This is a genomic window from Micromonospora sp. NBC_01699, from assembly GCF_036250065.1.
GTDB lineage: Bacteria > Actinomycetota > Actinomycetes > Mycobacteriales > Micromonosporaceae > Micromonospora_G.
The window spans coordinates 182,068-204,582 of record NZ_CP109199.1; the positions used below are offsets into that span (position 1 = coordinate 182,068).

Annotated in this window: 18 protein-coding genes; 13 read left to right on the forward strand and 5 right to left on the reverse strand. The window is 71.2% G+C overall.

What is annotated here, in order from left to right; all coding sequences use genetic code 11:
• The first annotated feature begins 102 nt into the window (after positions 1–102).
• From OG792_RS00840 to OG792_RS00855, 4 genes are all read left to right on the forward strand, one after another.
• Positions 103–507, forward strand: a complete 405-nt coding sequence (locus OG792_RS00840) for a hypothetical protein (RefSeq protein ID WP_329106387.1) — start codon at positions 103–105, stop codon at positions 505–507.
• A 61-nt stretch (positions 508–568) separates the two neighbouring features.
• On the forward strand, positions 569–2,032 hold the full coding sequence (locus OG792_RS00845) for a menaquinone biosynthesis decarboxylase (RefSeq protein WP_329106388.1): 1,464 nt from the start codon (positions 569–571) through the stop codon (positions 2,030–2,032).
• The gene (gene mqnP / locus OG792_RS00850) at positions 2,008–2,937 is read left to right on the forward strand and encodes a menaquinone biosynthesis prenyltransferase MqnP (RefSeq protein WP_329111032.1); all 930 of its coding nucleotides are present in this window, start codon (positions 2,008–2,010) and stop codon (positions 2,935–2,937) included. The genes OG792_RS00845 and mqnP overlap by 25 nt, the downstream gene beginning before the upstream one ends.
• A 66-nt stretch (positions 2,938–3,003) precedes the next feature.
• Positions 3,004–3,693, forward strand: coding sequence for a UbiX family flavin prenyltransferase (locus tag OG792_RS00855; protein ID WP_329106390.1), 690 nt, complete (start codon positions 3,004–3,006; stop codon positions 3,691–3,693).
• Between the two features lie 46 nt (positions 3,694–3,739).
• On the opposite strand, the gene OG792_RS00860 is transcribed toward OG792_RS00855, so the two are convergent.
• Positions 3,740–4,021: a BldC family transcriptional regulator gene (locus OG792_RS00860; RefSeq protein WP_329106392.1), complete on the reverse strand. Its 282-nt coding sequence runs from the start codon at positions 4,019–4,021 to the stop codon at positions 3,740–3,742.
• A 248-nt stretch (positions 4,022–4,269) separates the two neighbouring features.
• On the opposite strand from OG792_RS00860, the gene OG792_RS00865 reads away from it, so the two are divergent.
• Positions 4,270–4,731 (forward strand): Lrp/AsnC family transcriptional regulator, encoded by a 462-nt coding sequence (locus OG792_RS00865; RefSeq protein ID WP_329106394.1) that lies wholly within the window; start codon positions 4,270–4,272, stop codon positions 4,729–4,731.
• Positions 4,728–5,819, forward strand: a complete 1,092-nt coding sequence (locus OG792_RS00870) for a PLP-dependent cysteine synthase family protein (RefSeq protein WP_329106396.1) — start codon at positions 4,728–4,730, stop codon at positions 5,817–5,819. Before OG792_RS00865 ends, OG792_RS00870 begins: the two co-directional genes overlap by 4 nt.
• Positions 5,820–5,840: 21 nt before the next feature.
• Here OG792_RS00870 and OG792_RS00875 read toward each other — a convergent pair whose 3' ends face one another.
• The 4 genes from OG792_RS00875 to OG792_RS00890 all read right to left on the reverse strand — a co-directional run bounded on the left by OG792_RS00875 (position 5,841) and on the right by OG792_RS00890 (position 12,700).
• On the reverse strand, positions 5,841–6,479 hold the full coding sequence (locus OG792_RS00875) for a putative glycolipid-binding domain-containing protein (RefSeq protein ID WP_329106397.1): 639 nt from the start codon (positions 6,477–6,479) through the stop codon (positions 5,841–5,843).
• A 129-nt stretch (positions 6,480–6,608) separates the two neighbouring features.
• Complete coding sequence (locus OG792_RS00880) at positions 6,609–8,333, reverse strand: DEAD/DEAH box helicase (protein ID WP_329106399.1); 1,725 nt, start codon at positions 8,331–8,333, stop codon at positions 6,609–6,611.
• Positions 8,334–8,914: 581 nt separating this feature from the next.
• Positions 8,915–10,771, reverse strand: coding sequence for a hypothetical protein (locus OG792_RS00885; protein WP_329106401.1), 1,857 nt, complete (start codon positions 10,769–10,771; stop codon positions 8,915–8,917).
• 405 nt (positions 10,772–11,176) lie between these two features.
• Positions 11,177–12,700 carry a C40 family peptidase gene (locus OG792_RS00890; RefSeq protein WP_329106403.1) on the reverse strand — a complete coding sequence of 508 codons (1,524 nt, stop codon included), beginning with the start codon at positions 12,698–12,700 and terminating at the stop codon, positions 11,177–11,179.
• Positions 12,701–12,958: 258 nt separating this feature from the next.
• Between OG792_RS00890 and mqnE the strand changes: the two genes are divergently transcribed.
• The 7 genes from mqnE (at position 12,959) to OG792_RS00925 (ending at position 22,501) form a co-directional block, all read left to right on the forward strand.
• Complete coding sequence (mqnE, locus tag OG792_RS00895; RefSeq protein WP_329106404.1) at positions 12,959–14,128, forward strand: aminofutalosine synthase MqnE; 1,170 nt, start codon at positions 12,959–12,961, stop codon at positions 14,126–14,128.
• A 129-nt stretch (positions 14,129–14,257) separates the two neighbouring features.
• On the forward strand, positions 14,258–14,989 hold the full coding sequence (locus OG792_RS00900; RefSeq protein WP_329106406.1) for a hypothetical protein: 732 nt from the start codon (positions 14,258–14,260) through the stop codon (positions 14,987–14,989).
• 311 nt (positions 14,990–15,300) lie between these two features.
• Positions 15,301–15,819 (forward strand): hypothetical protein, encoded by a 519-nt coding sequence (locus tag OG792_RS00905; RefSeq protein WP_329106408.1) that lies wholly within the window; start codon positions 15,301–15,303, stop codon positions 15,817–15,819.
• Positions 15,819–16,874 carry a phosphate ABC transporter permease subunit PstC gene (gene pstC / locus OG792_RS00910; RefSeq protein WP_329106410.1) on the forward strand — a complete coding sequence of 352 codons (1,056 nt, stop codon included), beginning with the start codon at positions 15,819–15,821 and terminating at the stop codon, positions 16,872–16,874. The genes OG792_RS00905 and pstC overlap by 1 nt, the downstream gene beginning before the upstream one ends.
• Before the next feature lie 10 nt (positions 16,875–16,884).
• Positions 16,885–18,186 (forward strand): phosphate ABC transporter permease PstA, encoded by a 1,302-nt coding sequence (gene pstA / locus OG792_RS00915; protein ID WP_329106412.1) that lies wholly within the window; start codon positions 16,885–16,887, stop codon positions 18,184–18,186.
• Entirely contained in the window at positions 18,183–19,886 is a 1,704-nt protein-coding gene (locus OG792_RS00920; RefSeq protein WP_329106414.1) for a phosphate ABC transporter substrate-binding protein PstS, read from the forward strand. Before pstA ends, OG792_RS00920 begins: the two co-directional genes overlap by 4 nt.
• Entirely contained in the window at positions 19,883–22,501 is a 2,619-nt protein-coding gene (locus tag OG792_RS00925) for a hypothetical protein (protein WP_329106416.1), read from the forward strand. The genes OG792_RS00920 and OG792_RS00925 overlap by 4 nt, the downstream gene beginning before the upstream one ends.
• The last annotated feature ends 14 nt before the right edge of the window (positions 22,502–22,515 follow it).

A 22,515-nucleotide genomic window follows, 5' to 3' on the forward strand; every position in this document is an offset into this window, starting at 1 on the left:
TTCTCCCCGACGCGGGCGGAATCTAGCTGTTGACAAGATGCTTGGTGGGCGCCAATCTTGACAGTGACAAGGTGAGTTCGACTCGTCTACCGGGAGCCTGCCGTGACACCGGAAACCCGTACCACCGCCGCGATCCTGATCATCACGGTCGGCACCATCGCCTTCGGCGGGCTGTCGCTGCTGATGCAACTGGTCCGCCGGATCCCCGGCTACCTGGACAACCCGGTCCGGCGGGCGCTCTGGACCGCCGGCCACGCCCACGCCGGCGTCCTGGTGCTGTTCGCCCTGGTCGCCCTGCTCTACCTCGACCAGTCCGACTACGGCGACGCAATGTTGACCCTGGTACGGGTCCTGTTCGTGGCCGCACCGATCCTGATGCCGCTCGGCTTCTTCCTCTCCGTGGTCCGCCCGACCGACACCAAACCGAACAAGCTGATCTACCTCGTCCCGCTCGGCGGCGCCAGCCTGACCGCCGGCACCCTGCTGCTCGGCATCGGCCTGCTGTGACCACCGCCGCACGGCACCCCGGCTGCGTCGACCGGCCCGCCGGTACGGGAGACTGGCAGGCATGGTGGCTCGTGGCTTCCCGTACGCCGATCTCAAGGACTTTCTCGCCGCGCTCGAAGGGCCGGGTGAGCTGCGCCGGGTGACCGTGCCGGTCGACCCCACGCTGGAGATCAGCGAGGTGGTGACCCGGACGGTCCGGGCGAACGGCCCGGCGCTGCTCTTCGAGCGCCCGACCCGGGGCGAGATGCCGGTCGCGATCAACCTCTTCGGCACCGAACGCCGGATGGCGATGGCGCTCGGCGTGGACCACCTCGACGAGGTCGGCGAGCGGATCGGCGCCATGATCAAGCCGGAACTGCCGGTCGGCTGGTCGGGCATCCGGGACGGCCTGGGCAAGGTGCTGCAACTCAAGTCGTTGCCGCCGAAGAAGGTGAAGACCGCACCCTGCCAGCAGATCGTCTACCGGGGCGCGGACGTGGACCTGAACCGCCTGCCCGGCCTCCAGGTCTGGCCCGGCGACGGCGGAATCTTCCACAACTTCGGGCTGACCCACACCAAGCACCCGGAGACCGGCAAGCGCAACCTCGGCCTCTACCGGCTGCAACAGCACTCGCACAACACCATCGGGATGCACTGGCAGATTCACAAGGACTCCACCGCGCACCACGCGGTCGCCGAACGCCGGGGTGAGCGGTTGCCGGTGGCGATCGCTATCGGTTCCGACCCGGTGGTCAGTTACGCCGCCTCCGCCCCGCTCCCCGGCGACATCGACGAATACCTGTTCGCCGGCTTCCTGCGCGGCGAGCGGGTCGAGATGGTCGACTGCCTGACCGTGCCGCTCCAGGTGCCGGCGAACGCCCAGATCGTGCTGGAGGGCTACATCGAGCCGGGCGAGCGGCTACCGGAGGGGCCCTTCGGCGACCACACCGGCTTCTACACCCCGGTCGAACCGTTCCCGGTGATGCACATCGAGGCGATCACCACCCAGCGCGACCCGATCTACCACTCGATCGTCACCTCGCAGCCGCCGCAGGAGGACCACGGCCTGGGCAAGGCCACCGAGCGGATCTTCCTGCCCCTGCTCAAGATGCTGATCCCGGACATCGTGGACTACGACCTGCCGTCCGCCGGGGTGTTCCACAACTGCGTGATCGTCTCCATCCGCAAGCGCTACCCCAAACACGCCCAGAAGGTGATGAGCGCGATCTGGGGCGCCCACCTGCTCTCGCTGGCCAAGCTGATAGTGGTGGTCGACGAGGACTGCGACGTGCACGACTACTCCGAGGTCGCGTTCCGTGCCTTCGGTAACGTCGACTACTCGCACGACCTGCTGATCACCCAGGGGCCGGTGGACCACCTCGACCACGCGTCGTACCAGCAGTTCTGGGGTGGCAAGGCCGGGGTCGACGCCACCCGGAAACTGCCCACCGAGGGCTACACCCGAGGCTGGCCGGAGGAGATGACCATGTCGCCGGAGATCCGCGCCCTGGTCGACAAGCGCTGGAAGGAGTACGGAATCCAGTGACTACCACCACTGTCGCCGAACGCACCGGACGGGTGAAGTCGTTCCTGAAGCTCGTCGCGATCGAGCACTCGGTCTTCGCTCTGCCGTTCGCGTACCTCTCCGCGCTGGCCGCGATGTTCGTCGACGGCGGGCACGTACGCTGGCTCGACCTGCTGCTGATCACCGTCGCGATGGTCGGCGCCCGTACCTTCGCCATGGCGGCGAACCGGATCATCGACCGGCGGATCGACGCGCGTAACCCCCGTACGGCCGGGCGGGAACTGGTCACCGGGGCGGTGAGCGTCCGCACGGCCTGGACCGGCGCGATCGTCGCCGTGATCGTCTTCCTCGGCGCCGCCGCCGCGCTGAACCCGCTCTGCTTCGCGCTCGCACCGCTGGCCGTGGTGCCGCTGGTGCTCTACCCCTACGGCAAGCGGTTCACCGACTGGCCGCACGCCATCCTCGCGCTCGCCCAGGCGGTCGGCCCGGTCGGCGCCTGGCTCGCGGTCACCGGCAGCTTCAACGGCTCCGGCCCGGCCTGGCTGCTCGGCGCCGCGGTCGGGCTGTGGATCGGCGGCTTCGACCTGATCTACGCCTGCCAGGACGCCGAGATCGACCGCGAGATCGGCGTACGCAGCGTGCCGGCCCGGTACGGCAAGCGCTTCGCGCTGCACCTGTCGACGGCGACGCACGTGGGGACGTTCGCCCTGTTCGGCTGGTTCGGCGCGCTGATCGGCCTCGGCTGGCTGTTCTGGATCGGCCTGGTGCTCACCGCGGCCGCCTTCACGTACCAGCACGTGGTGGTCTCGCCGACCGACCTGTCGAAGGTCAACCGGGCGTTCTTCACCGCCAACGGGTTCGTCGCCATCGCGCTGTTCTTCTTCGCCCTGCTCGACCTGGTGTTCCGGCTCAACCTGCGTCCCTGACCCCGTCCGGGCCGGGTTGCCGGGGTCGGCGGGACGAGCACCGGCCGGACCGGGCAGGCTTGGGGTATGCGCAGACCGTGGGTGGTGGGGGTTTCCGGAGCATCGGGTACGCCGTACGCGGCTGCGGTCATCGGCGGGCTGCTGGACGCCGGGGCAGCGGTCGACCTGGTGGTTTCCCGGGCGGCCCGGCTCACCGTCCTGGACGAGACCGGTACCGCGTTCCGGGACGCGCACTGGCGCGACGACCTGGGCGCCTGGTTGGGGCGGGACCTGTCCGGTGCCGACCTGGCGTACTGGCCGGCCGGCGACCTGGCCGCGGGTCCGAGCAGCGGGTCGTACCCGGTGCGCGGGATGGTGGTGGTGCCGGCGAGTACGGCCGCCTGCGCCGGCATCGCCATCGGCCTGTCGAAGGACCTGTTGCAGCGCGCGGCGGAGGTGAACCTGAAGGAGCGCCGACCGGTGGTGGTGGTGCCCCGGGAGACCCCGGTGACCCGCAGCCACCTGGAGCATCTGATCGCCCTGCACGACGCGGGGGCGGTGGTGCTGCCGGCCAGCCCCGGCTTCTACGGCGCGGGTGCGTCCGCCTCGGCGGAGCAGCTCGTCGACTTCGTCGCCGGCAAGGTGCTCGACGCGCTCGGTGTGCCGCACTCGCTGTTCCGGCGGTGGGCCGGCGAACTCGGCGCCGGCCGCGACCGGGATCGGGATCGGGATCGGGATCGGATCGGTCCGGTTGGAAACCCGGATCGGTTGGGGTGAAACCCCGGTTCGGGCCGATGGTGGCCGGCCCGAGCCCGGGTGTTACTCAGTGCATGCCCATGTTGCCGGCGCTGGCCGGATTCGGGCCTGTCGGCGTTGCCGGACCATTGTTGCGCGGCCGGTTGGCTATGCTGTCGTCGACCTCGTCGAGCATGCCCTCGCCTTCGAGCAGGGCACGCACCTCCGATTCGCGGAACCGTCGGTGTCCGCCCGGTGTCCGGATGCTGCCGATCCGTCCGGCCGCAGCCCATCGGGTGACGGTCTTGGGGTCGACGCGGAACAGCGCAGCCACCTCGCCCGGCGTCAGCAGACGATCTCCAGTGTCCACAGCCCCCTCCTCGCGTCCACGAAGTCCCCGGACTGGTAAGACCGCCCCCGGGACAAAAGTGCCTGCCAGAGCCTTCGGTGGGGACGTACGGCAATTACAGCACCGCCAGAGTGTCGTGTCCGGCGAACGCGAAAACGCCCTGAGTGGGAAGTTAGCTCGGCCGATATGTGGTTTTTACGAGCTTTGAGCGCGGGGTACCGCCTACCGGTCGTTACCCGTCCCATTCATCGGGATAGTGTCTACAGTCCGTGGACGCCATCGACCTGGTACTCGTCGATCTGCTGCAAACCAACGCCCGGCTCTCGTACGCCGAGCTGGCCCGGCAGGTCGGCCTCTCCGCGCCCGCCGTACACGAGCGGGTGGGCAAACTCGAATCCAACGGAGTCATCCGCGGCTACCGGGCCGAGGTGGCCCCGGAGGCGGTCGGCCTCGGCGTCACCGCCCTGATCGGCATCGTCCAGGACTCCGGCGGCGACACCGACGACGTACTGGCCACCTTCCGCGGGATGCCCGAGATCGAATCCTGCTACTTCATGGCCGGCGTCGAGTCGTTCCTGCTCAAGGCAAGGGTCGGCACGATCGCCGAACTGGAGCAGCTGATCGTACGGCTGAACCGGACCGCCGGCGTCGCGTCGACCCGGACCGGCATCGCCCTCTCCACCAAGTGGGAGAACCGCCCACAGCCACGGGCGAAGGAGACCGGGGCATGAAACAACTCGACAGGTGCAACGACGCGGAGCGGGCCTGGGTTACCGAGGCGATCGCCCTGGTCGAGGCGGACGCCAACCGGTCGGCCGACACGCACCTGCTCCCGTTCCCGCTGCCCCGCGAGTGGGGCATCGACCTCTATCTCAAGGACGAGTCGGTACACCCGACCGGGTCGCTCAAGCACCGGCTGGCCCGTTCGCTCTTCCTGTACGGCCTATGCAACGGCTGGATCGGCCCGCAGACCACGATCGTGGAGGCGTCCTCCGGCTCCACCGCCGTCTCCGAGGCGTACTTCGCCCGGATGCTCGGGCTGCCGTTCATCGCGGTCATGCCGGCCGCCACCTCGCCCGAGAAGATCGCCCTGATCGAGTTCCAGGGCGGGCGCTGCCACCTGGTGAACGACCCCGCGGCGGTGGTGGTCGAGGCCCGCTGGCTGGCCGAGGACCGCAACGGGCACTACCTGGACCAGTTCACGTACGCCGAACGCGCCACCGACTGGCGCGGCAACAACAACATCGCCGAGTCGATCTACGCGCAGATGTCGTTGGAACGGCACCCGATCCCGAGCTGGATAGTGGTCGGCGCCGGCACCGGCGGCACCAGCGCCACCATCGGCCGCTACACCCGGTACCGGCGACTGCCGACCAAGATCTGCGTGGTCGACCCGGAAAACTCCGCCTACTACCCCGCCTGGCTGGCCGCCGACTGGTCCGTGTCGACCGGGCGCGGCTCGCGGATCGAGGGGATCGGCCGACCCACCGTCGAGGCGTCCTTCCAGCCGGCCGTGGTCGACCGGATGGTGCAGGTGCCGGACGAGGCATCGCTCGCCGCCATGCGGGCGGCCACCGCCGTACTCGGGCGGCGGGTCGGCGGGTCGACCGGCACCAACCTCTGGGGGGCCTTCGGCCTGATCGCGCAGATGCGCGCCGCGGGCCAGGCCGGGTCCGTGGTCACCCTGCTCTGCGACGGCGGCGAACGGTACGTCGACACCTACTATTCGGACGACTGGCTCGCCGCCCAGGGCCTCGAACTGAGCCCGTACCTGGCCACCGTCGAGCGGTTCCTCGCCAGCGCCGAGTGGTCGGAGTGAGGATCACGGACCGGGCGGGTGTCAGCGGCGTACCTCGGTGCCGACCCGCTCGGCCAGCCCGGGGTAGCTGACCACGTAACCGTCCGCGTCGAGGCCGAGGTCCGCCTCGAAGTCGTCGTCCCGGAACCGTACGTTGCCGCCGGCCAGCGCCGTGTAGACCTGCTCGGACGGGACCACCAGCAGGCTCGGCACCAGCACCCAGGCGACCGTGATCCGGTGCACCGTACCCGGTGCGGCGTTGCGCAGCCCGAGCCGGCGTACCGGCAGGGTGTTGAACAGCGGGGCGCCACCGAGGTCGACGTCGAGCGCGTCAACCAGGCGGTCCGGTTCCTCGATCCCCGGAATGCCGGCACCCGGAGCCCCGGCCACGGCCAGCGCCCCGTCCAGGTCGCCCTGCTCGGCGGTGCTGGCCCGCCAGCGCCCCGCCGCCCGCTCCAGCCGCAGGCTGCGCAGCCAGCCGGCACCCTCGACGCTCACCTCCAGCCGTACGGCCGCCCAGTTCTCGTCGGTGGTGAGCTCGTAACGGCAGGTGTAGGGCAGCGGGTCCACGGCCAGTGCCACGCCCCGGGCGAGCAGCCCCCGGCGGTCGTCGAGCAGCACGTGGTCGGCACCCGGGACGTCCGTACGGTTCCAGAGCAGCGATCTCGGCATCATCGGCATGGATCGGACGTTACCGCCGGAAGCGGCCCCTCGCCGGCCGTGCCGCCGGGACGGACGAAAGCGGCGGGCCGGGCGGCACGGTGAGACCGTGCCGCCCGCCCGCCGCCATCGGGGTCGGAAACGCGAAAATCAGTGGGTACGGGTCGGGCGCCGCGCGCCGAACTGCCGGTCGCCACCGGTACGCGGACGATCGCCCTGGGCGTCGGCCGGCCGGTCGTGCCGGGGCGTGCTCTCGTGCCGGTACCCGCCGCGCCGGTCGTCGGACCGCCACTCGCCGCCGGTCCGCCACTCGCCCGCCGGACGTCCACCGGCAGCCCGCTCGCCCTGGGGCCGGTCACCCTGCGGCCGGTCGCCGAAGCGACGTTCGCCCTGGGGCCGGTCGCTCTGCGGCCGGTCGCCGAAGCGGCGCTCGCCCTGGGGCCGGTCGCTCTGGGGCCGGTCGCCGAAGCGGCGCTCGCCCTGCGGACGGTCACCCTGCGGCCGGTCACCCTGCGGCCGGTCGCCGAAGCGGCGCTCGCCCTGGGGACGGTCACCGTAACGGCGGTCGCCCTGCGGCCGGTCGCCATAGCGGCGCTCGCCCTGGGGGCGGTCACCGTAACGGCGGTCGCCGCCGCGCGGACGGTCGCTGAAGCGCTCCGGCTCGATGATCACCGGCACCCCGCTCGGCGCCTGGGCACCGGTCAGCTCGGCCAGCACCGCGTCGCCGGGCCGGACCCGGGTCTGTTCCGGCTCGACACCAGCCTTCTCCAGCATCGCCAGGGTGGTCCGGCGCTGCTTCGGCAACACCAGGGTCGCCACCGCACCGGACTCGCCGGCCCGTGCCGTACGGCCGGCCCGGTGCAGGTAGTCCTTCGGGTCCTTCGGCGGGTCCACGTGGACGACCAGCGAGACGCCGTCGACGTGGATGCCCCGGGCGGCCACGTCCGTGGCGACCAGGACACTCGTCCGGCCTTCCTTGAACTCGGCCAACGTGCGGGTGCGTACCCGCTGGGTCTTGCCGCCGTGCAGCGCCCCGGCGCGTACGCCGACCGCCGCGAGCTGCTCGACCAGCCGGTCCACGCCCATCTGCGTACGAGCGAACATCATCGTGCGGCCCTGTCGGGCGGCGATCGACGCGGCGATCGCGAACTTGTCGTGCGGCGGGATCAGCAGCAGGTGGTGGTCCATGGTGGACACCGCAGCGGTCGCCGGCGAGGTCGAGTGCGTCACCGGGTCGTGCATGAAGCGCCGGACCAGCGCGTCGACGTCGCCGTCGAGCGTCGCCGAGAAGAGCAGCCGCTGGGCGTTCGCCGGGGTCTTGGAGAGCAGTTCGGTGACCTCGGGCAGGAAGCCCATGTCGGCCATCTGGTCGGCCTCGTCCAGCACGGTGATCTCGATCTCGTCGAGCTTGCACACGCCACGGGAGATCAGGTCACCGAGCCGGCCCGGCGTGGCCACGATGATCTCCACACCACGGCGCAGTGCGTCGATCTGGCGGTCGTACGGCACCCCGCCGACGGCGGTCTTGAGGAACACGCCGACCGCCTTGCCCAGCGGCACGAGCGCGTCGTTGACCTGCATGGCCAGCTCGCGGGTCGGCACCAGGATGAGCGCCCGGGGGTGCAGCGGCCGGGCCCGGCCACCCGCCGCGACCCGAGCCAGTACGGGCAGGCCGAAGGCGAGCGTCTTGCCGGAGCCGGTCTGGCCCCGACCGAGTACGTCCCGGCCGGCCAGCGCGTCCGGCACGGTCGCCTGCTGGATCTCGAACGGGGTGCTGATGCCCTCGCGGTTGAGGGCCCGGACGAGCTGGTGCGGCAGGCCGAGGGCGGCGAAGTCGCGGACCGCGACCGGCTCGTCCGCCACCGTTGCTGCCACGGGCTCTTCCGTCGTGGGCGCTACGACTGCCACGGGCTCTTCCGTCGTGGGCGCCACGACTGCCACGGGCTCTTCCGCCGTGGGCGCTACGGGTGACACGGGTGTCACGGCGTTGACCGCTTCGTCGACCGTGGCCGGCTCGACCGGCTCTGCCGGCGCCACCTCGACCGACGGGGCGACCTGGGCAACATCCGACGAGGAGACGTGGGTGACCTCTGCCGGGGCGATCTGAGTGACCTCTGACGGGGAAACCTGCGCAACCGGGGCGGGTTGCTTGGTGCTGTCGACCGAGTCGAAGACGGACGGGAACGTGCTGGGATCAGCGAAGGGCGTCAAGAAAAACCTCTCAAGCGGGGCGCATCTTCGCGAATGGCCCGCTGCGGCAACGTTCGCCGCTGAATCGCCCGCAAGATCGCCCAGGGGCGCGCTTTGTGCGCGCCAGGTCAGTAATCGCGTCAAGTGTACGGCTTGTCGGCCCGGCCGCCATCGACCGACCCCGGTCAGTGGGCAGGGTCACCCACCGGGTTACCCGTTGTTCCCAAGGCCACGGCCAGCGTGGATGCCGGCTCGGACGGGTCGGCTCAGCTGCCGAGCAGCCCGCCGAAAATAGCGCTGAACGTGTCCCCGGCGGCGAACACCACGAGCAGACCGATCGCCACGAGTACGACAAGACCCGCCGCCAGTACCCCGATCATCTTCCCGGTGCCCGCGTTCGACGCCGGTGAGTCCGTCCAGCCCTGGGCCAGGATGTGCCCGGTCAGCGAACCCGTGTTCTCCACCGGATTGCCGATCGGGATGGCGACCGTCATGTCGGCGGGTGGGGCGCTGCCCGGCCCGCCGTACACCGTTCCCCGGCCGTCGCCCTGCTGGTCCGGGGCCGTCCGGTGGCCAGTCGTCGGCAGCCGGATCGGCTGGGTAGCGGCGACGGGTGGCGTGGTGGTGATCGGCTGGGTGGTGAGCGCGGATGGTGGGGTGGTGGCTGGCGGTCGGGCCGTGGTGATCGGCTGGGTGGTGAGCGCGGATGGTGGGGTGGCCGGCGGTCGGGTCGTGCTGATCGGCTGGGTGGTGAGCGCGGTTGATGGGGTGGCCGGCGGTCGGGCCGTGCTGATCGGCTGGGTGACGGCGGGCGACGCCGACGCCGGGTACGCCGGGGCGGTCATCGCGGGCGGTGGTGGGAAGGGCGGCACCGGTGCCGGTACGGGCGGCCCCGGCGGGACCGGCGGAGCCGGTGGTACCGGTCCCGGTCCGGGAGGAGGCGGAGTCGGTCGCGGCGGGGTCGGTCCGGGCGCCGGTGGTGTCGGCCCCGGAAGGGGCGGGGTCGGCGCGGGAACCGGTGGTGCGGGGAACGGCGCCGGTGCTGGTCCGGGGCCGGGCGGGCTCGGCGGCGCGGGCCTGGGCGGCTCCGCCGGCTTCGGCGGCTCGACCGGATCCGGCGGCCGGGGCGGGGCGGGCGGCTCGACCGGAACCGCCCGCTCGACCGGAACGGCTTCCGCTGGCGCGACGGCCTGTTCGACCGGAATGGCTCCCGCTGGCGCGACGGCCTGTCCGACCGAGGCAGCTTTCGTTGGAGCGACGTCTTTCGTTGGAGCGACGGCCTGTTCGACCGAAGCAGCTTTCGTTGGCGCGACGGCCTGCTCGGCCGGTGTGACCTGCTTGACCGGCGTGGCGGCCGAAGTCGGAACGGTGCCTTCGGTCGGGGTCGGTGCGGCGGACTCGCCGGCCCGGTAGACCTTTGCCCGCGCGGTCGGCGTCGAGGTGTCAGCGGCGCGCTCGTCGGCCGAGAGCGGGGTCACGCCGGGCACCGCGGCACTGGCCCGCGCCGAGTTGTCGCCGAGCAGTCCGGAGCGCTGCGTCGGGATCACGTACCGGACGGTCGGGACGGCCCTCGGCGGGTCGGTGGGCGCGGGCGGGGCGTCCTTCGGCTCCGGCTGTTTGCTCGGGCCAAAGGCCGACCAGGGCACGTCCTCTTGCGGCGCCTTGGGCGTACGGCGTTCCAGTGGTGTGGCGGCCGGAGCCGTGCGTACCGGGGCGGGCTCCGGTGCGGCGGTGCTCGGGCCCCCCGAATCAGCCGCCCGGTACGTGGTGCCCGCCGGCACGGCCACCGGCACGGCGGCCAGGTCGGCGACGCTCGGTACGGCGCCGGCGGCACTGACCGCTCGTCCCCGTACGGCCGGGTTGGCGCTGTCGGTGGACCCGGCGGTGACCACGGGTGCCCCGGTGCCGGCCCCGATGGCGGCCGGTTCGGCGACCTCTTCGACGGCGGCCGGTCGAGGCGCGGACCCGTCGGGCGACTTCTCGATCGGTGGATCGGGCACGGCGCGGCCGAGGAGTGGTGGAGACGGTGTGGTGCCCTCCGCCGCGTCCGGTGGTGTCCTGGTCAGGGTCCCGCTACCGGAACCGACCGATTCCACCGTTGGCGGTGCCTGCTCTTCAGCCATTGTTTGCCTCCCGCGCCCGCACCCGCGCCCCGGACCGGTGACGCCGGACCGGGAGTGCCCTCGATCCTCACCGTGCCACATCCGGGCACGGGCGGACAGTCGGAGGCCATTGTCCGGTTCGAACGGACGCGATGACCGGGCTGTCGGCCCGACTCCCCCGCCCCCCGAGGCGCCCCGCCCACCACCGTTGACCGACCGACACCCCCACAAGCCCTCCCACCCCTACCTGCCCCGTCCACACACCGCCCCCAGCCCCCCGATCGAACCGCTCCCGTCCGTCGCCCAACGGGTAGCGCGACGATCTTGCAGTTGTGGCTGTGAATAAATCGGGATGAGGGTCCCAACTCGGGCGCCACAACTGCAAGATCGTCGAGGAAACCGGTGGGGAGGGGCGATGGGGTGGGGTTAGGTGGTGGGTGGGGTTTCGGGGGTTGTTGCTGGTGGTGTGGTGCGTGGGGGCGTGGTGGACGGCACGGCGGCCGTGGTTGTCGCGGGGATGTCCGGGGTCGACGCCGGCTCTTCCGCCGGGGTGGTGGCGGGGGGCGGGGTCGTCGGCGGCGGGGTCGTCGGCCGCGGCGTGGTGTTTGGCGGTGGGGTGGTCGGCGGCGGGGTCGTGGCCGGCGGGGTGGTCGGCGGCTTCGTGGTCGGCGGCGGGGTGGTGGCCGGTGGCGTCGTCGGCGGCCTCGTGGTCGGCGGTGGCGTGGTCGGGCTGGTGTTCGGCGCGGCGACCGCGGGGAAGACCCGGGTCGCGGCGTAGAACCGGGACCACCAGACGGTGGACACCTTCACCACGTCACCGGAGTTCGGGGCGTGCACCATCTTGCCGCCGCCGATGTACATCGCGACGTGGTGGACCGTGGTCCAACTGCTGCCCGAGGCAAAGAAGATCATGTCGCCGGGGAGCAGCGAGTAGCGGTCGACCGACTGGCTGCGCGTGGTGTAGTACTGGTCCTTCGCCACCCGGGCCAGGGTCGTGCCCACGCTCCGGTACGCCGCGTACATCAGGCCGGAGCAGTCGAACTGGTCCGGACCCTCGGCCGCCCAGACGTACGGGTCGCCCCGCTGGGCGAGCGCGTACTGCACCGCCTTGCGCGCGTTCGGGTTGGCGACCTTTCCACCGACGCTGTCGGCGTTGCCCACACCGTCCGGGCTGAGCTGCTGCTCAGTGGCCTCCCGGACTCTCTCGATCTCGGCGAGCTGGTCGGCGTTGTCCCGCTTGAGCTTCAGCAGGTCGGCCTCGAACCGCTTGTAGGCGGCTTCCTTCGTGGTGAACAGGGCTGCGGCGTTCGTCGCCGCCGCCGAAGCGGCCAACTGCGCTTCCCGTGCGGTCTGCTCGGCGGCCCGGACCCGGGCCAGCTCGCGGGCGGGCGCGATGCTGTCCGCGCCGGACTGCTCGCCCTTCTGTAGGCGGCTGAGTGCACCCAGCCCGTGCAGATCGGAGCCGAGCGCGCCCGGCGGGAGCCCGGCGGCGTCCTTGAACGCCTCGGCCGCCGCCGCGTCGGCCGCCTCCTGCGCGGCGGTCAACTGCACGTGCGTGGTCTGCCACTGGGCGTCCGCCGTGACCAGCAGGCCGGCGGCGGTGTCACGATCCGCGCGTAGCTGGAGTAACTCCTCCCCCAAGAGTGCGAGCTGGGTCTCCTTCGCCTGGATCTGGGTGGCGAGCGGGCCGTTCAGCAGCGGCGGCAGCGGGGTCCGGGGACCGGTCGAGCCGGGCGCGGTGGCACCGGGCAGCAGCAGCGCGCCGGCGACCGCCGGACGGGAGCCGATGTCGGGCACCGTGGTCGGTCGGGCCGGGTCGGCGTAGACCGGGCTGGCGAAGGCGAACGCGACAGCCGCGCTCAGCAGCGCGGACCAGGCCAGTGGCCGCAGCACCGGGCTGATCAGCGGTCGTCTACGTCGCTTCGGTCGGATGCCCGTCTTTTTTGCCATTCCGCTCCCCATCCAGCATCAAGGGCCCCTGAGCCGGTGGCTCCGGTGCCCTCGCGTCCGGCGATGTGCCCGGCGTCCCACTTTTGTCTACCGCACCGCGACAAGGAAGTCGATTGGAGCGGGGGTAACAAGAGCCTGAGAGTCTGGTGACAGCCGGACATCCGGTGAACTACGTCGCTGTGGGCCCGGCCGTCCGGGTGGTGGTGCCGGGACCCACGTAGGCTCGGTGCCGGATCGTACGGAAGGGACGGGCCCGACATGGACGCCGGACGCAAGCGCGAGCTGGAAGAGAAGGTCTACGCCGGGGAGCGGCTCAGCCGCCAGGACGGTGAGGACCTCTACGACAGTGACGACCTGGCGTGGCTGGGCCGGTTGGCCCACCACCGTCGGACCGAGGGCAACGGCGACCGGGTGATGTTCAACGTCAACCGGCACCTGAACCTGACCAACGTGTGCAGCGCGTCGTGCGCGTACTGCTCGTTCCAGCGCAAGCCGGGCGAGAAGGACGCGTACACGATGCGGATCGAAGAGGCCGTACGCAAGGCCAAGGAGATGCAGGACGAGCAGCTCACCGAGCTGCACATCGTGAACGGGCTGCACCCGACCCTGCCGTGGCGGTACTACCCGAAGGTGCTGCGCGAGTTGAAGGCCGCGCTGCCCAACGTGAAGCTGAAGGCGTTCACCGCCACCGAGGTGCAGTGGTTCGAGAAGATCAGCGGCCTGCCGGCGGACGAGATCCTGGACGAGTTGATCGACGCCGGGCTGGAGTCGCTCACCGGTGGCGGCGCGGAGATCTTCGACTGGGAGGTCCGGCAGCACATCGTCGACCACGCCTGCCACTGGGAGGACTGGTCGCGGATTCACCGGCTGGCCCACTCGAAGGGTCTGCGTACCCCGTCGACGATGCTCTACGGCCACATCGAGGAGCCCCGGCACCGGGTCGACCACGTGCTGCGGCTGCGCGAGCTACAGGACGAGACCGGCGGCTTCACGGTCTTCATCCCGCTGCGCTACCAGCACGACTTCGTCGACTCTGCGGACGGCAAGATCCGTAACCGGATCCAGGCGCGGACCACGATGGCGTCGCCGGCCGAGTCGCTGAAGACCTTCGCCGTCTCCCGGCTGCTGTTCGACAACGTGCCGCACGTGAAGTGCTTCTGGGTGATGCACGGGCTGTCGGTGGCGCAGCTGTCGCTCAACTTCGGGGTGGACGACCTGGACGGCTCGGTGGTCGAATACAAGATCACCCACGACGCCGACTCGTACGGTACGCCGAACACCATGCACCGGGACGACCTGCTGCACCTGATCTGGGACGCCGGTTTCCAGCCGGTCGAGCGGGACACCCGTTACAACGTGGTCCGGGAGTACGACCGCCCGCCGACCCTGGCCCAGCGCCGGGCGGAGCCGCAGCAGGTCTGGGCCTGATTCAGCCCACCGGCTGGATGATCACGTAGATGTGGTCGTTCGGTCCACGCCCCGCCGTTCATCTGTTGTGTGTCCGGCGGGTGGACGTGATTGCTCCGGTGGTCGCCGCGGGTGAATAGACCCGTCGGTGTGAATCGACCCGGAACCCGCCTCCTCTCCGCCGCTCTCTCGACGGCCGTGGCTGCCGTGGCCTGCCTGCTCGCGGCAGGGCCGGCGGCCGCCGCGCCGCTGGGCACCGTACGGCTGTCGCAGACCAGCGGCACCGTCGACGCGACACCGATCTTCGCCACCGCGACCGCCTCCGGGGCCTGCCCCACCGGTTACGGCAGCAACGCGCAGGTACGCATCGGCCCGCCGGCCGGTCCGTTCGCCAACGTGGCCAAGCCGCTGAGCGCCGGTGGCTACGACCGGACCGCGGTCTCCGCCCAGCCGAACCGCTCGTTCCTCACCGCGCTCGGCAACACCCCGCCGGTCGACGGCGAGTGGTGGGTGGTGGTCGAGTGCTTCAGCGAGACCCTCGGCATGCACCCGGACCGGTTCGTCACGCCGATCACCGTCTCCGGCCGGCAGTGGCGGGTCGGTGCACCGGCCGGTGGTGCGCCGGTGGGCGGCCCCGAGCCGTCGGCGTCGGGCGCGGCGGGAGTGACCGACCCGTCCGCCACACCGCCGGCCGCGTCCCCGGGCACCGAACCGGCGGTCACCGGAACGATCGAGCCCCGGCTGACCGGTGGCTTCCGGATCGGGTCCGCGTCGTTCGCCAACGTCTGGTGGATTCTGGGGCTGGTCGGCGTACTCGCGGTGGTCGGTGCCGTGTCGCTGGCCGCCCGCCGCCGGCCCTCCGGCGGTACGCGGCTCCGGTAGCGATTCTTCGAGCTTCTTCCTATTCGCTCCGTAAAACGTCGCCGGTGGGATTAGTTCGGGGACCTAATCCGCCTTTATCCATCCGTGCTGACGGCCGCTCCGCCAATCGGTGATCGATCTTGGACGAAAGCATGACATGGAAATACGTGTTGTTCATGTGCTGCACGTCTGGCGTGAGCGGATGACGGCTTACGCGGTCACCGGTCGTGTCGACGCTGTCCCAGCAGCTGGCCTTTGGGGAGGCGGTCAAGGCGGGCAACCGTACGCGGACCTCGTGTACGAGCCCGCCAGCAGCTATGGAAGGGATCAGGGTGCAGCGTCCACGCTTCGTGTTCCTTGCCGCGCCGATGCCCGAAAGTCAGGGCGGACCGACGGCGGAGGGCATCCTCTGGATGTTGGTTTCGCCCAACAACCGACAGCTCGGTCGAGGGACCAGGTATCACGAGGTCTACGCCGATTGTCGGCAGTCGGTGCTCGACCTACAGGGCAATTTCGACCGAATCAAAACCACCGAGACGTCGGTCGAACGGACCGGGCAGTGGATCTGGCGTATCGACATCGACCGCACCACCATCGCCGTCTCCAGCCGGTCGTACCTGCGTGCCCGTGAGTGCACGTACAACCTGGACCGTTTCCTGGAGGCGGTGCCGCAGGCCGAGATCGTGGCCGGGGCACGCAGCGCCCGGCGGGGGCGGCCCCGGCCGGTGGCGGCGGAACCCCTGCCGGAGGCTCGGGTCCGCTCGCTCGGCCGCCGGCTGGCGCCCGCCCCGCTGACCCCGACGTACCGGCCGACGAACCGGGTCACCGGCGGAATGCGGGACGCCGGCTGATGGTCGTCACCGTTACGCCCCCGCCGACCACCCGACCGCCCCGGTCGGAGGGGCCCGAGGATCGTCCGCGCCGGATCCGGTTGCGGCGCGGTCCGTCGGACCTGGTGTTCCGTGGCGTCGCCCGGACCGGTGGCCTGGTCGTACTGGCGATCATGCTGCTGGTCGGGACCTTCCTGACCATCGAGGCGCTGCCCGCCGTACGGCTGGCCGGGTTCCGGTTCCTCACCACCCAGGCATGGGACCCGGCGGGCAACAACTTCGGGGTGGCCGGCGTACTCGTCGGCACGGTGCTGATCGGGCTGGTCGCGGTCAGCGTCGCGGTGCCGCTCGCGGTCGGCACCTCGCTCTACATCTCCGAGTACGCCCCGCGCCGGATCCGGCCGGTGCTGGTCAACCTGGTGGACCTGATGGCCGCCGTGCCGAGCGTGGTCTACGGCATCTGGGGTCTCTACCTCCTGCAACCGCGCCTGCTCGTCGACGGTGACCAGGGCAACGGGCTGCCCCGCTGGCTGACCACGTACTTCGGTTGGATCCCGCTGTTCCAGGTGGACGGGTACGACCCCCGCGACCCGATGTCCAGCCCGACCGCGCTCACCGCGTCGACCTTCGTCGCCGGGCTGGTGGTCGCGATGATGGTCACCCCGATCGTCGCCTCGGTGATGCGCGAGGTGTTCTCCCAGGCACCGGTCGGCGAGCGGGAGGGCGCCTTCGCGCTCGGCGCCACCAGGTGGGGAATGATCCGCGCGGTCGTGCTGCCGTTCGGACGCGGCGGCATGGTCGGCGGCACCATGCTGGGCCTCGGCCGGGCACTGGGCGAGACGATCGGGGTCTTCCTCGTCATCTCCATGGTCTACGTCATCCAGCCGCACATCCTCCAGAACGGTGGCGGGTCGATCTCGGCCCTGATCGCGCTGCGCTACTCCGAGGACGCGGGCGTTGGCCTGGCCGGGCTGATGGCGGCCGGTCTGGTGCTCTTCGTCATGACCCTGATCGTCAACTTCGGCGCCGGGCTGATCATCAGCCGCAGTCGATCCGGCGCGTCGAGCGACGCGTGAGGAGATCCCGGTGAGTACCAGTTCAGCCGCCACCGTCGACCGGGACACCCCGGTCGACACCCCGGCCCCGGCGACCACTCTGCCGGTCCGGCCGGACGGGCAGCCAGTGGGCGAGCAGCGGCGCGGCACGGGCGGCGTACGGCGTACCGATGTGTTCGCCGGCGTCGGCGCGGCGGTGTCCGCGCTCAGCCTGACCACGGTGATCTTCGCCCAGTTCGCGCCGTTCGACGGGGCGCTCGGTTTCGTGGTGCTCGCCTATGTCACGTTCGTCGCCAGCTACCTGCTGCTGGTCTCGCTGGACGAGTCCGGCCCGGCGGTACGCGACCGGCTGGCCGGTGTCCTCGTACACAGCCTCGCCTTCCTGCTGCTGCTGGCGCTGGTGGTGGTGGTCGGGTTCACCTTCTGGCGGGGCCGGCAGGCGCTGTCCTACTCGAACTTCTACCTGGAGGACCTGCGGCTGACCGGCCCGTTGCAGCCGTTGAGCGTCGGCGGCATCCGGCACGCCGTGGTCGGCACGCTGGAGCAGATCAGCATCGCGCTGGCGATCACCGTGCCGCTCGGGGTCGTCGCCGCCGTCTTCCTCAGCGAACTGCCCGGCCCGTTCAGCCGGTTCGTCCGGACCATCGTCGAGGCGATGACCGCGCTGCCGTCGATCGTCGCCGGGCTGTTCATCTACGCCACGGTCATCCTCAGCCTCGGGGTCAACCTGTCCGGCTTCGCCGCCTCGCTGGCACTGAGCGTGATGATGCTGCCGATCATCATCCGGGCCGCCGACGTGGTGATCCGGCTGGTGCCGGGCACGCTGCGCGAGGCGTCGCTGGCCCTCGGCGCGTCCCAGTGGCGGACCATCTGGCACGTGGTGCTGCCGACCGCCCGGTCCGGCATCACCACCGCGGTCATCCTCGGCACCGCCCGTGGCATCGGCGAGACCTCACCGGTGCTGCTCACCGCCGGCTTCACCGCGAGCACGAACTTCGACCCGACCAACAACCCGCAGGTGTCGCTGCCGCTGGTCACGTTCGAGCTGGCCAAGCAGGGCGACCAGGGCATGATCTCGCGGGCCTTCGGGGCCGCCGCCGTACTGATGGCGCTGGTCCTGTTCCTGTTCGTGCTGGCCCGACTCTTCGGCGGCAAGGCACCCGGCCAGCTCAGCCGCAGGCAGCGCCAACGCCGGGTCCGGACCTCCCGGCGCGACGCGCGACGGTTCGCCGCCCGCCAGCGCGCCCGCGACGCCGCCCACGCCGAACCGGTGGACGTGCCGGTCGGCGATCTCGTCGAAACCCTCGGCAGTGACAAGAGGTTGGATCAATGACTGGACGCATCCTCGGCCGCCCGGCCGGCGTGACCCGCCGGCTGGCTCGTGTTGTCGCCGCGACCGCGGCGATGGTGCTGGTCGGCATTCTGGCGCCGGCCGTACCGGCGGCGCCCGCGCTGGCCAGGGCTGCCCCGCAGTACGTGCAGATCAACGGTGGTGGGTCGACCTGGAGTGGTCGGGCGATCGACCAGTGGCGGCGGGAGATCCTGGTCCGCAAGGGCATCAACGTCAGCTACGCGCAGTCCGGCTCGACCACCGGCCGGTCCACGTTCGCCGAGGCGACCGTCGATTTCGGCGTCTCGGAAATCCCGTACGGGACGAAGGACTCGTTCCAGACCCCGGATTTCGCCCCGTCGCGCCGGTACGCGTACATGCCGATCGTCGCCGGTGGCACCTCGTTCATGTACAACCTGAAGATCGGTGGCCGTCGGGTGACGAACCTGCGGCTGTCCGGCGAGGTGATCGCCAAGATCTTCACCGGTGTGATCAAGCGGTGGAACGATCCGGCGATCAGGGCCGACAATCCGGGGCTGAACCTGCCCGCCCGGGCCATCGTCCCGGTGATCCGGCAGGACAGCTCGGGCACCAGCGCCCAGTTCACCCTCTGGATGAGCAAGCAGTACCCGGCGATCTGGAACGCGTACTGCCGCAAGTGGGGAAAGCCGTCGCCGTGCAGCCCCACCTCCAGCTACCCGATGAACGCCAGCGAGGGTTTCATCGGGCAGAGCCTCTCCCAGGGCGTGGCCGGGTACGTCTCGCAGAGCAACGCCGAGGGCGCGATCACCTACGTCGAGTACTCGTACGCGAAGGACGCCCGGTTCCCGGTCGCCAAGGTGCTGAACCAGGCCGGCTACTACGTCGAGCCGACCGCCTCCAACGTCGCCGTCGCGCTGACCAAGGCCCGGATCAACCCGAGGCAGGGACCGGACTTCCTGACCCAGATCCTCGATGACGTGTACAGGTTCAACGACCCGCGTACGTACCCGCTGTCGTCGTACTCGTACATGATCATCCCGGTTGACCAGGTCCAGCTCAACATGACCGAGGACAAGGGCTACACGCTCGCCGAGTTCGCCTACTACTTCCTCTGCGAGGGCCAGCAGCAGGCCGAGGACCTCGGTTACTCGCCGCTGCCGAAGAACCTGGTCGACGCCGCCATCAACCAGGTCCACCGGATTCCCGGCGGGGTGGACCGGAACATCGACGTGGTCGGCTGCAACAACCCGACCTTCGACCGCAACGGCACCAACACCCTGCTCACCAAGGCCCCCCAGCCGTCATCCTGTGACAAACGCGGGCCGACGCAGAACCCGGCCGGCACCGCGGGCGCCCGCGACGAGACCCCGGTCCTGCCGGCCGCCGCCTGCGGCGGGAACACCAGCGGCGGCACCGCCCAGCCGGGTGCTACCGGCGGGCCCGCCGCCAGCGCCGGCCCCACCGCCTCGGCCGGACCGATCGACCCGGACACCGGTCTGCCGACCGGCACCGGCACCGGCAGTGGAAGCGGCAGCGGCGACGGCGGTGCGGAGCAGGTGCTGGCGGTGCCGGTGTCGCTCGACGGCGAGGGCGGCTGGCGGCTGCGGCACACCATGATGCTGCTCGCCGGCGTGCTGCTGGTCGGACTGGTCGTCGGACCGCCACTGCTGTCCAACACGCTGCGGCGCGGTCGCGACTCGGACACCGGGAGCCACCGGTGACGACAACGACGCCGACCCGCCGGCTTTCCCGCCGGGCCGCGGCGCTCGCGGTGCTGCTGGTCGCCATCGGTACGCTCGCCGCCGTACCGCCGGCGGCCCGGCCGGCCCGCGGCGCGGTCATCACCGACGCCGGCCCCGGTGACGTCGCCGGGTCGGCGGTCACCGTGCACGGCCGCAAGCAGGGGTTCGAGGACTTCACCGGGCTCGCGGTGACCGTGTCACAAACCCGCGAGCTGGCCAACCAGGCGGTCACGGTCTCCTGGACGGGTGCGACGCCGACCCCGCAACGGCCGCTCGGCGTCGACTTCCTCCAACTCATGCAGTGCTGGGGAAACCCGGACGACCCGAACGACCCCGACGGGCTGGCATTCCGCGAAACCTGCCAGTTCGGCATGAACCTCGACGCGCCCGCGCGTCCGGGCTCGGAGGGCGGCACCCAGCCCACCAGCAACCTCGCCGGGCGGCGCAGTCTGGAGTGGAGCGTCCCGAGCGACTACCCGGGCCGCGACGGCGACGAGATCCTGCCCGGCGACGCCCGGATGGTCCCGTTCCGTACGGTGGCCGGCGAGCGCAGCCGGGACGGCAGCGCCGCTGGGCCCTACCGGGAGGTGCCGGTCCCGAACAACCCCGGCGTCACCCGCCCCGAAACCGATGTCGACGTGCTGCGGGAGTACTTCTCCGAAGCGTCGACAAACGAGTACCCGTACGCGGTCACGGCGGCGGACGGCACCGGTCGGGCCGTCTTCGAGGTGCAGAACGCCAACCTCTCCCGCCACCTCGGCTGCGGCGCCGGTTACACCGTGAACAGCGAGAACCGTCCGTCGAGGCCCTGCTCCCTGGTGATCGTGCCGCGCGGGCACCACCAGCCGTACACCGGCGAGGACGTCTCCCGTACCGGATCGGTGCACGGCAGCCCGTTCGTCCCGTCGCTGTGGCAGCACCGGATCGTCGTACCGCTGGAGTTCCAGCCTGTCGCGGAACCCTGCTCGGGCGGACCGGCGGCCCGGCGGATCAACGGCGCCGAGGTTGCCGCCCTGGCCCTCACCTCGTGGCGGCCCTCGGTCTGCACCAACGCCGGCCCGAACTTCAGCTACACCGTGGTTGGCGACTTCGAGGCGGCGGACCAGCTCCGCAGCGCCTCCGAGTCCGCACCGGGCCTGGTGCTCAGCGGCGACCCGATGGTGACCACCGCCGCCGAGCCGGCGCTCGTGCACGCGCCGGTGACGCTGAGCAGCATCGTGATCGCGACGAACGTCGACGTCAACCTGGTCGACCCGAACGAGGCCAACGGGCCCATCCCACCCGAGGTGGCGGCCCAGCGCGGACTGGCGCTGAGCGACCTGAGGCTCACGCCGCGCCTGCTGGCCAAACTGCTCACCCAGAGCTACCTGCTCGACGCGAAGTCCGGTGTGCCGGCGACAAACCCGCAGAGCATCCGGTACGACGAGGAGTTCCTCACCCTCAACCCGCTGTTCCGCTACTGGGACGCAAAGAAGTCGGCCACCCTGAACGGCCTGATGTTCTCGTACGGCAGCACGGTGGCCGCCCGCGAGGTCTGGCGCTGGCTGTGGAGCGACCAGGAGGCCCGCGCCTGGCTACAGGGCAACGCCGACGAGGACCGGATGGTGATCAACGAGGCGTACCGGGGGGTCTTCGCCGGTGGGCTGCCCGAGTCGTTCCCCAAGCTCGACTCCGCCTGCACCTCGGAGATCGACCCGCTCGGCGAGGAGCACACGCACTGCGGGATCGACCTGCGGCCGTACCTCACGTCGATGGGGGAGTCGGCGTTGCAGACGCTGCGGGCGGACGTGAAGGGAACCAGTTCGTTCTTCAACCGGTTGAGCACGTCGACCAGCTACGGCTACGAGAAGATCCCGCGCCAGTCGGTCGGCACCCGGTTCGCGATGTCGGTGACCGACTCCGCCTCCGCCGGCCGGTACGGGCTCGCCACCGCCCAACTCTGCAAGCCCCGACGGGACACGATCGGAACCCTCTTGGCGTCGACCGACTGCCGGGGCGCGACCAGTGCGGCGATGACCACCGCCGCGTCCACCGCCGTCGACAGCCGGGTCAGCGGGGTACGGGTGATCGACCCGGTGAAGGCCTGGTCGGCACCGGGCGCGTACCCGTTGACCACGGTGACGTACGCGATCGGCGACACCACCGACCCGGCCGAGGCCCGCCGGGACTACGCCAGGCTGCTGCGGTACGCCGTCGGCGCGGGCCAGCAGTCGGGACCCGACATCGGCCAACTGCCCGCCGGTTACGTACCGCTCCCCGCCGGCCTGCGCGAGCAGGCGATGGTCGCGGCCGACCGGCTGGAGCACCCGGCGGCGCCGACCACCGCCGAGCCGACCTCGTCACCGGCCGGTGCGGGTGCCACCGCGCCGGCCACCGTGCCGAACGTCGGCAACCCGCCTTCGCCGGTCGCGACGCCCGCGCCGAGCCGGCCGGCGTCGGCGATGCCGGTGGCCCGGTCGACGCCGGGCAGCCCGCTGGGGTCGGTTCGCTATCTGCTCGTCGCCGTCCTGCTGCTCGGCCTCGTCGGCGGAGTGGCCGGTCCGATTCTGCAACGACTCGCCACCCGGTCCACCCCGTCGAATGGCGCGAAATGACCGCCGGGAGCGCG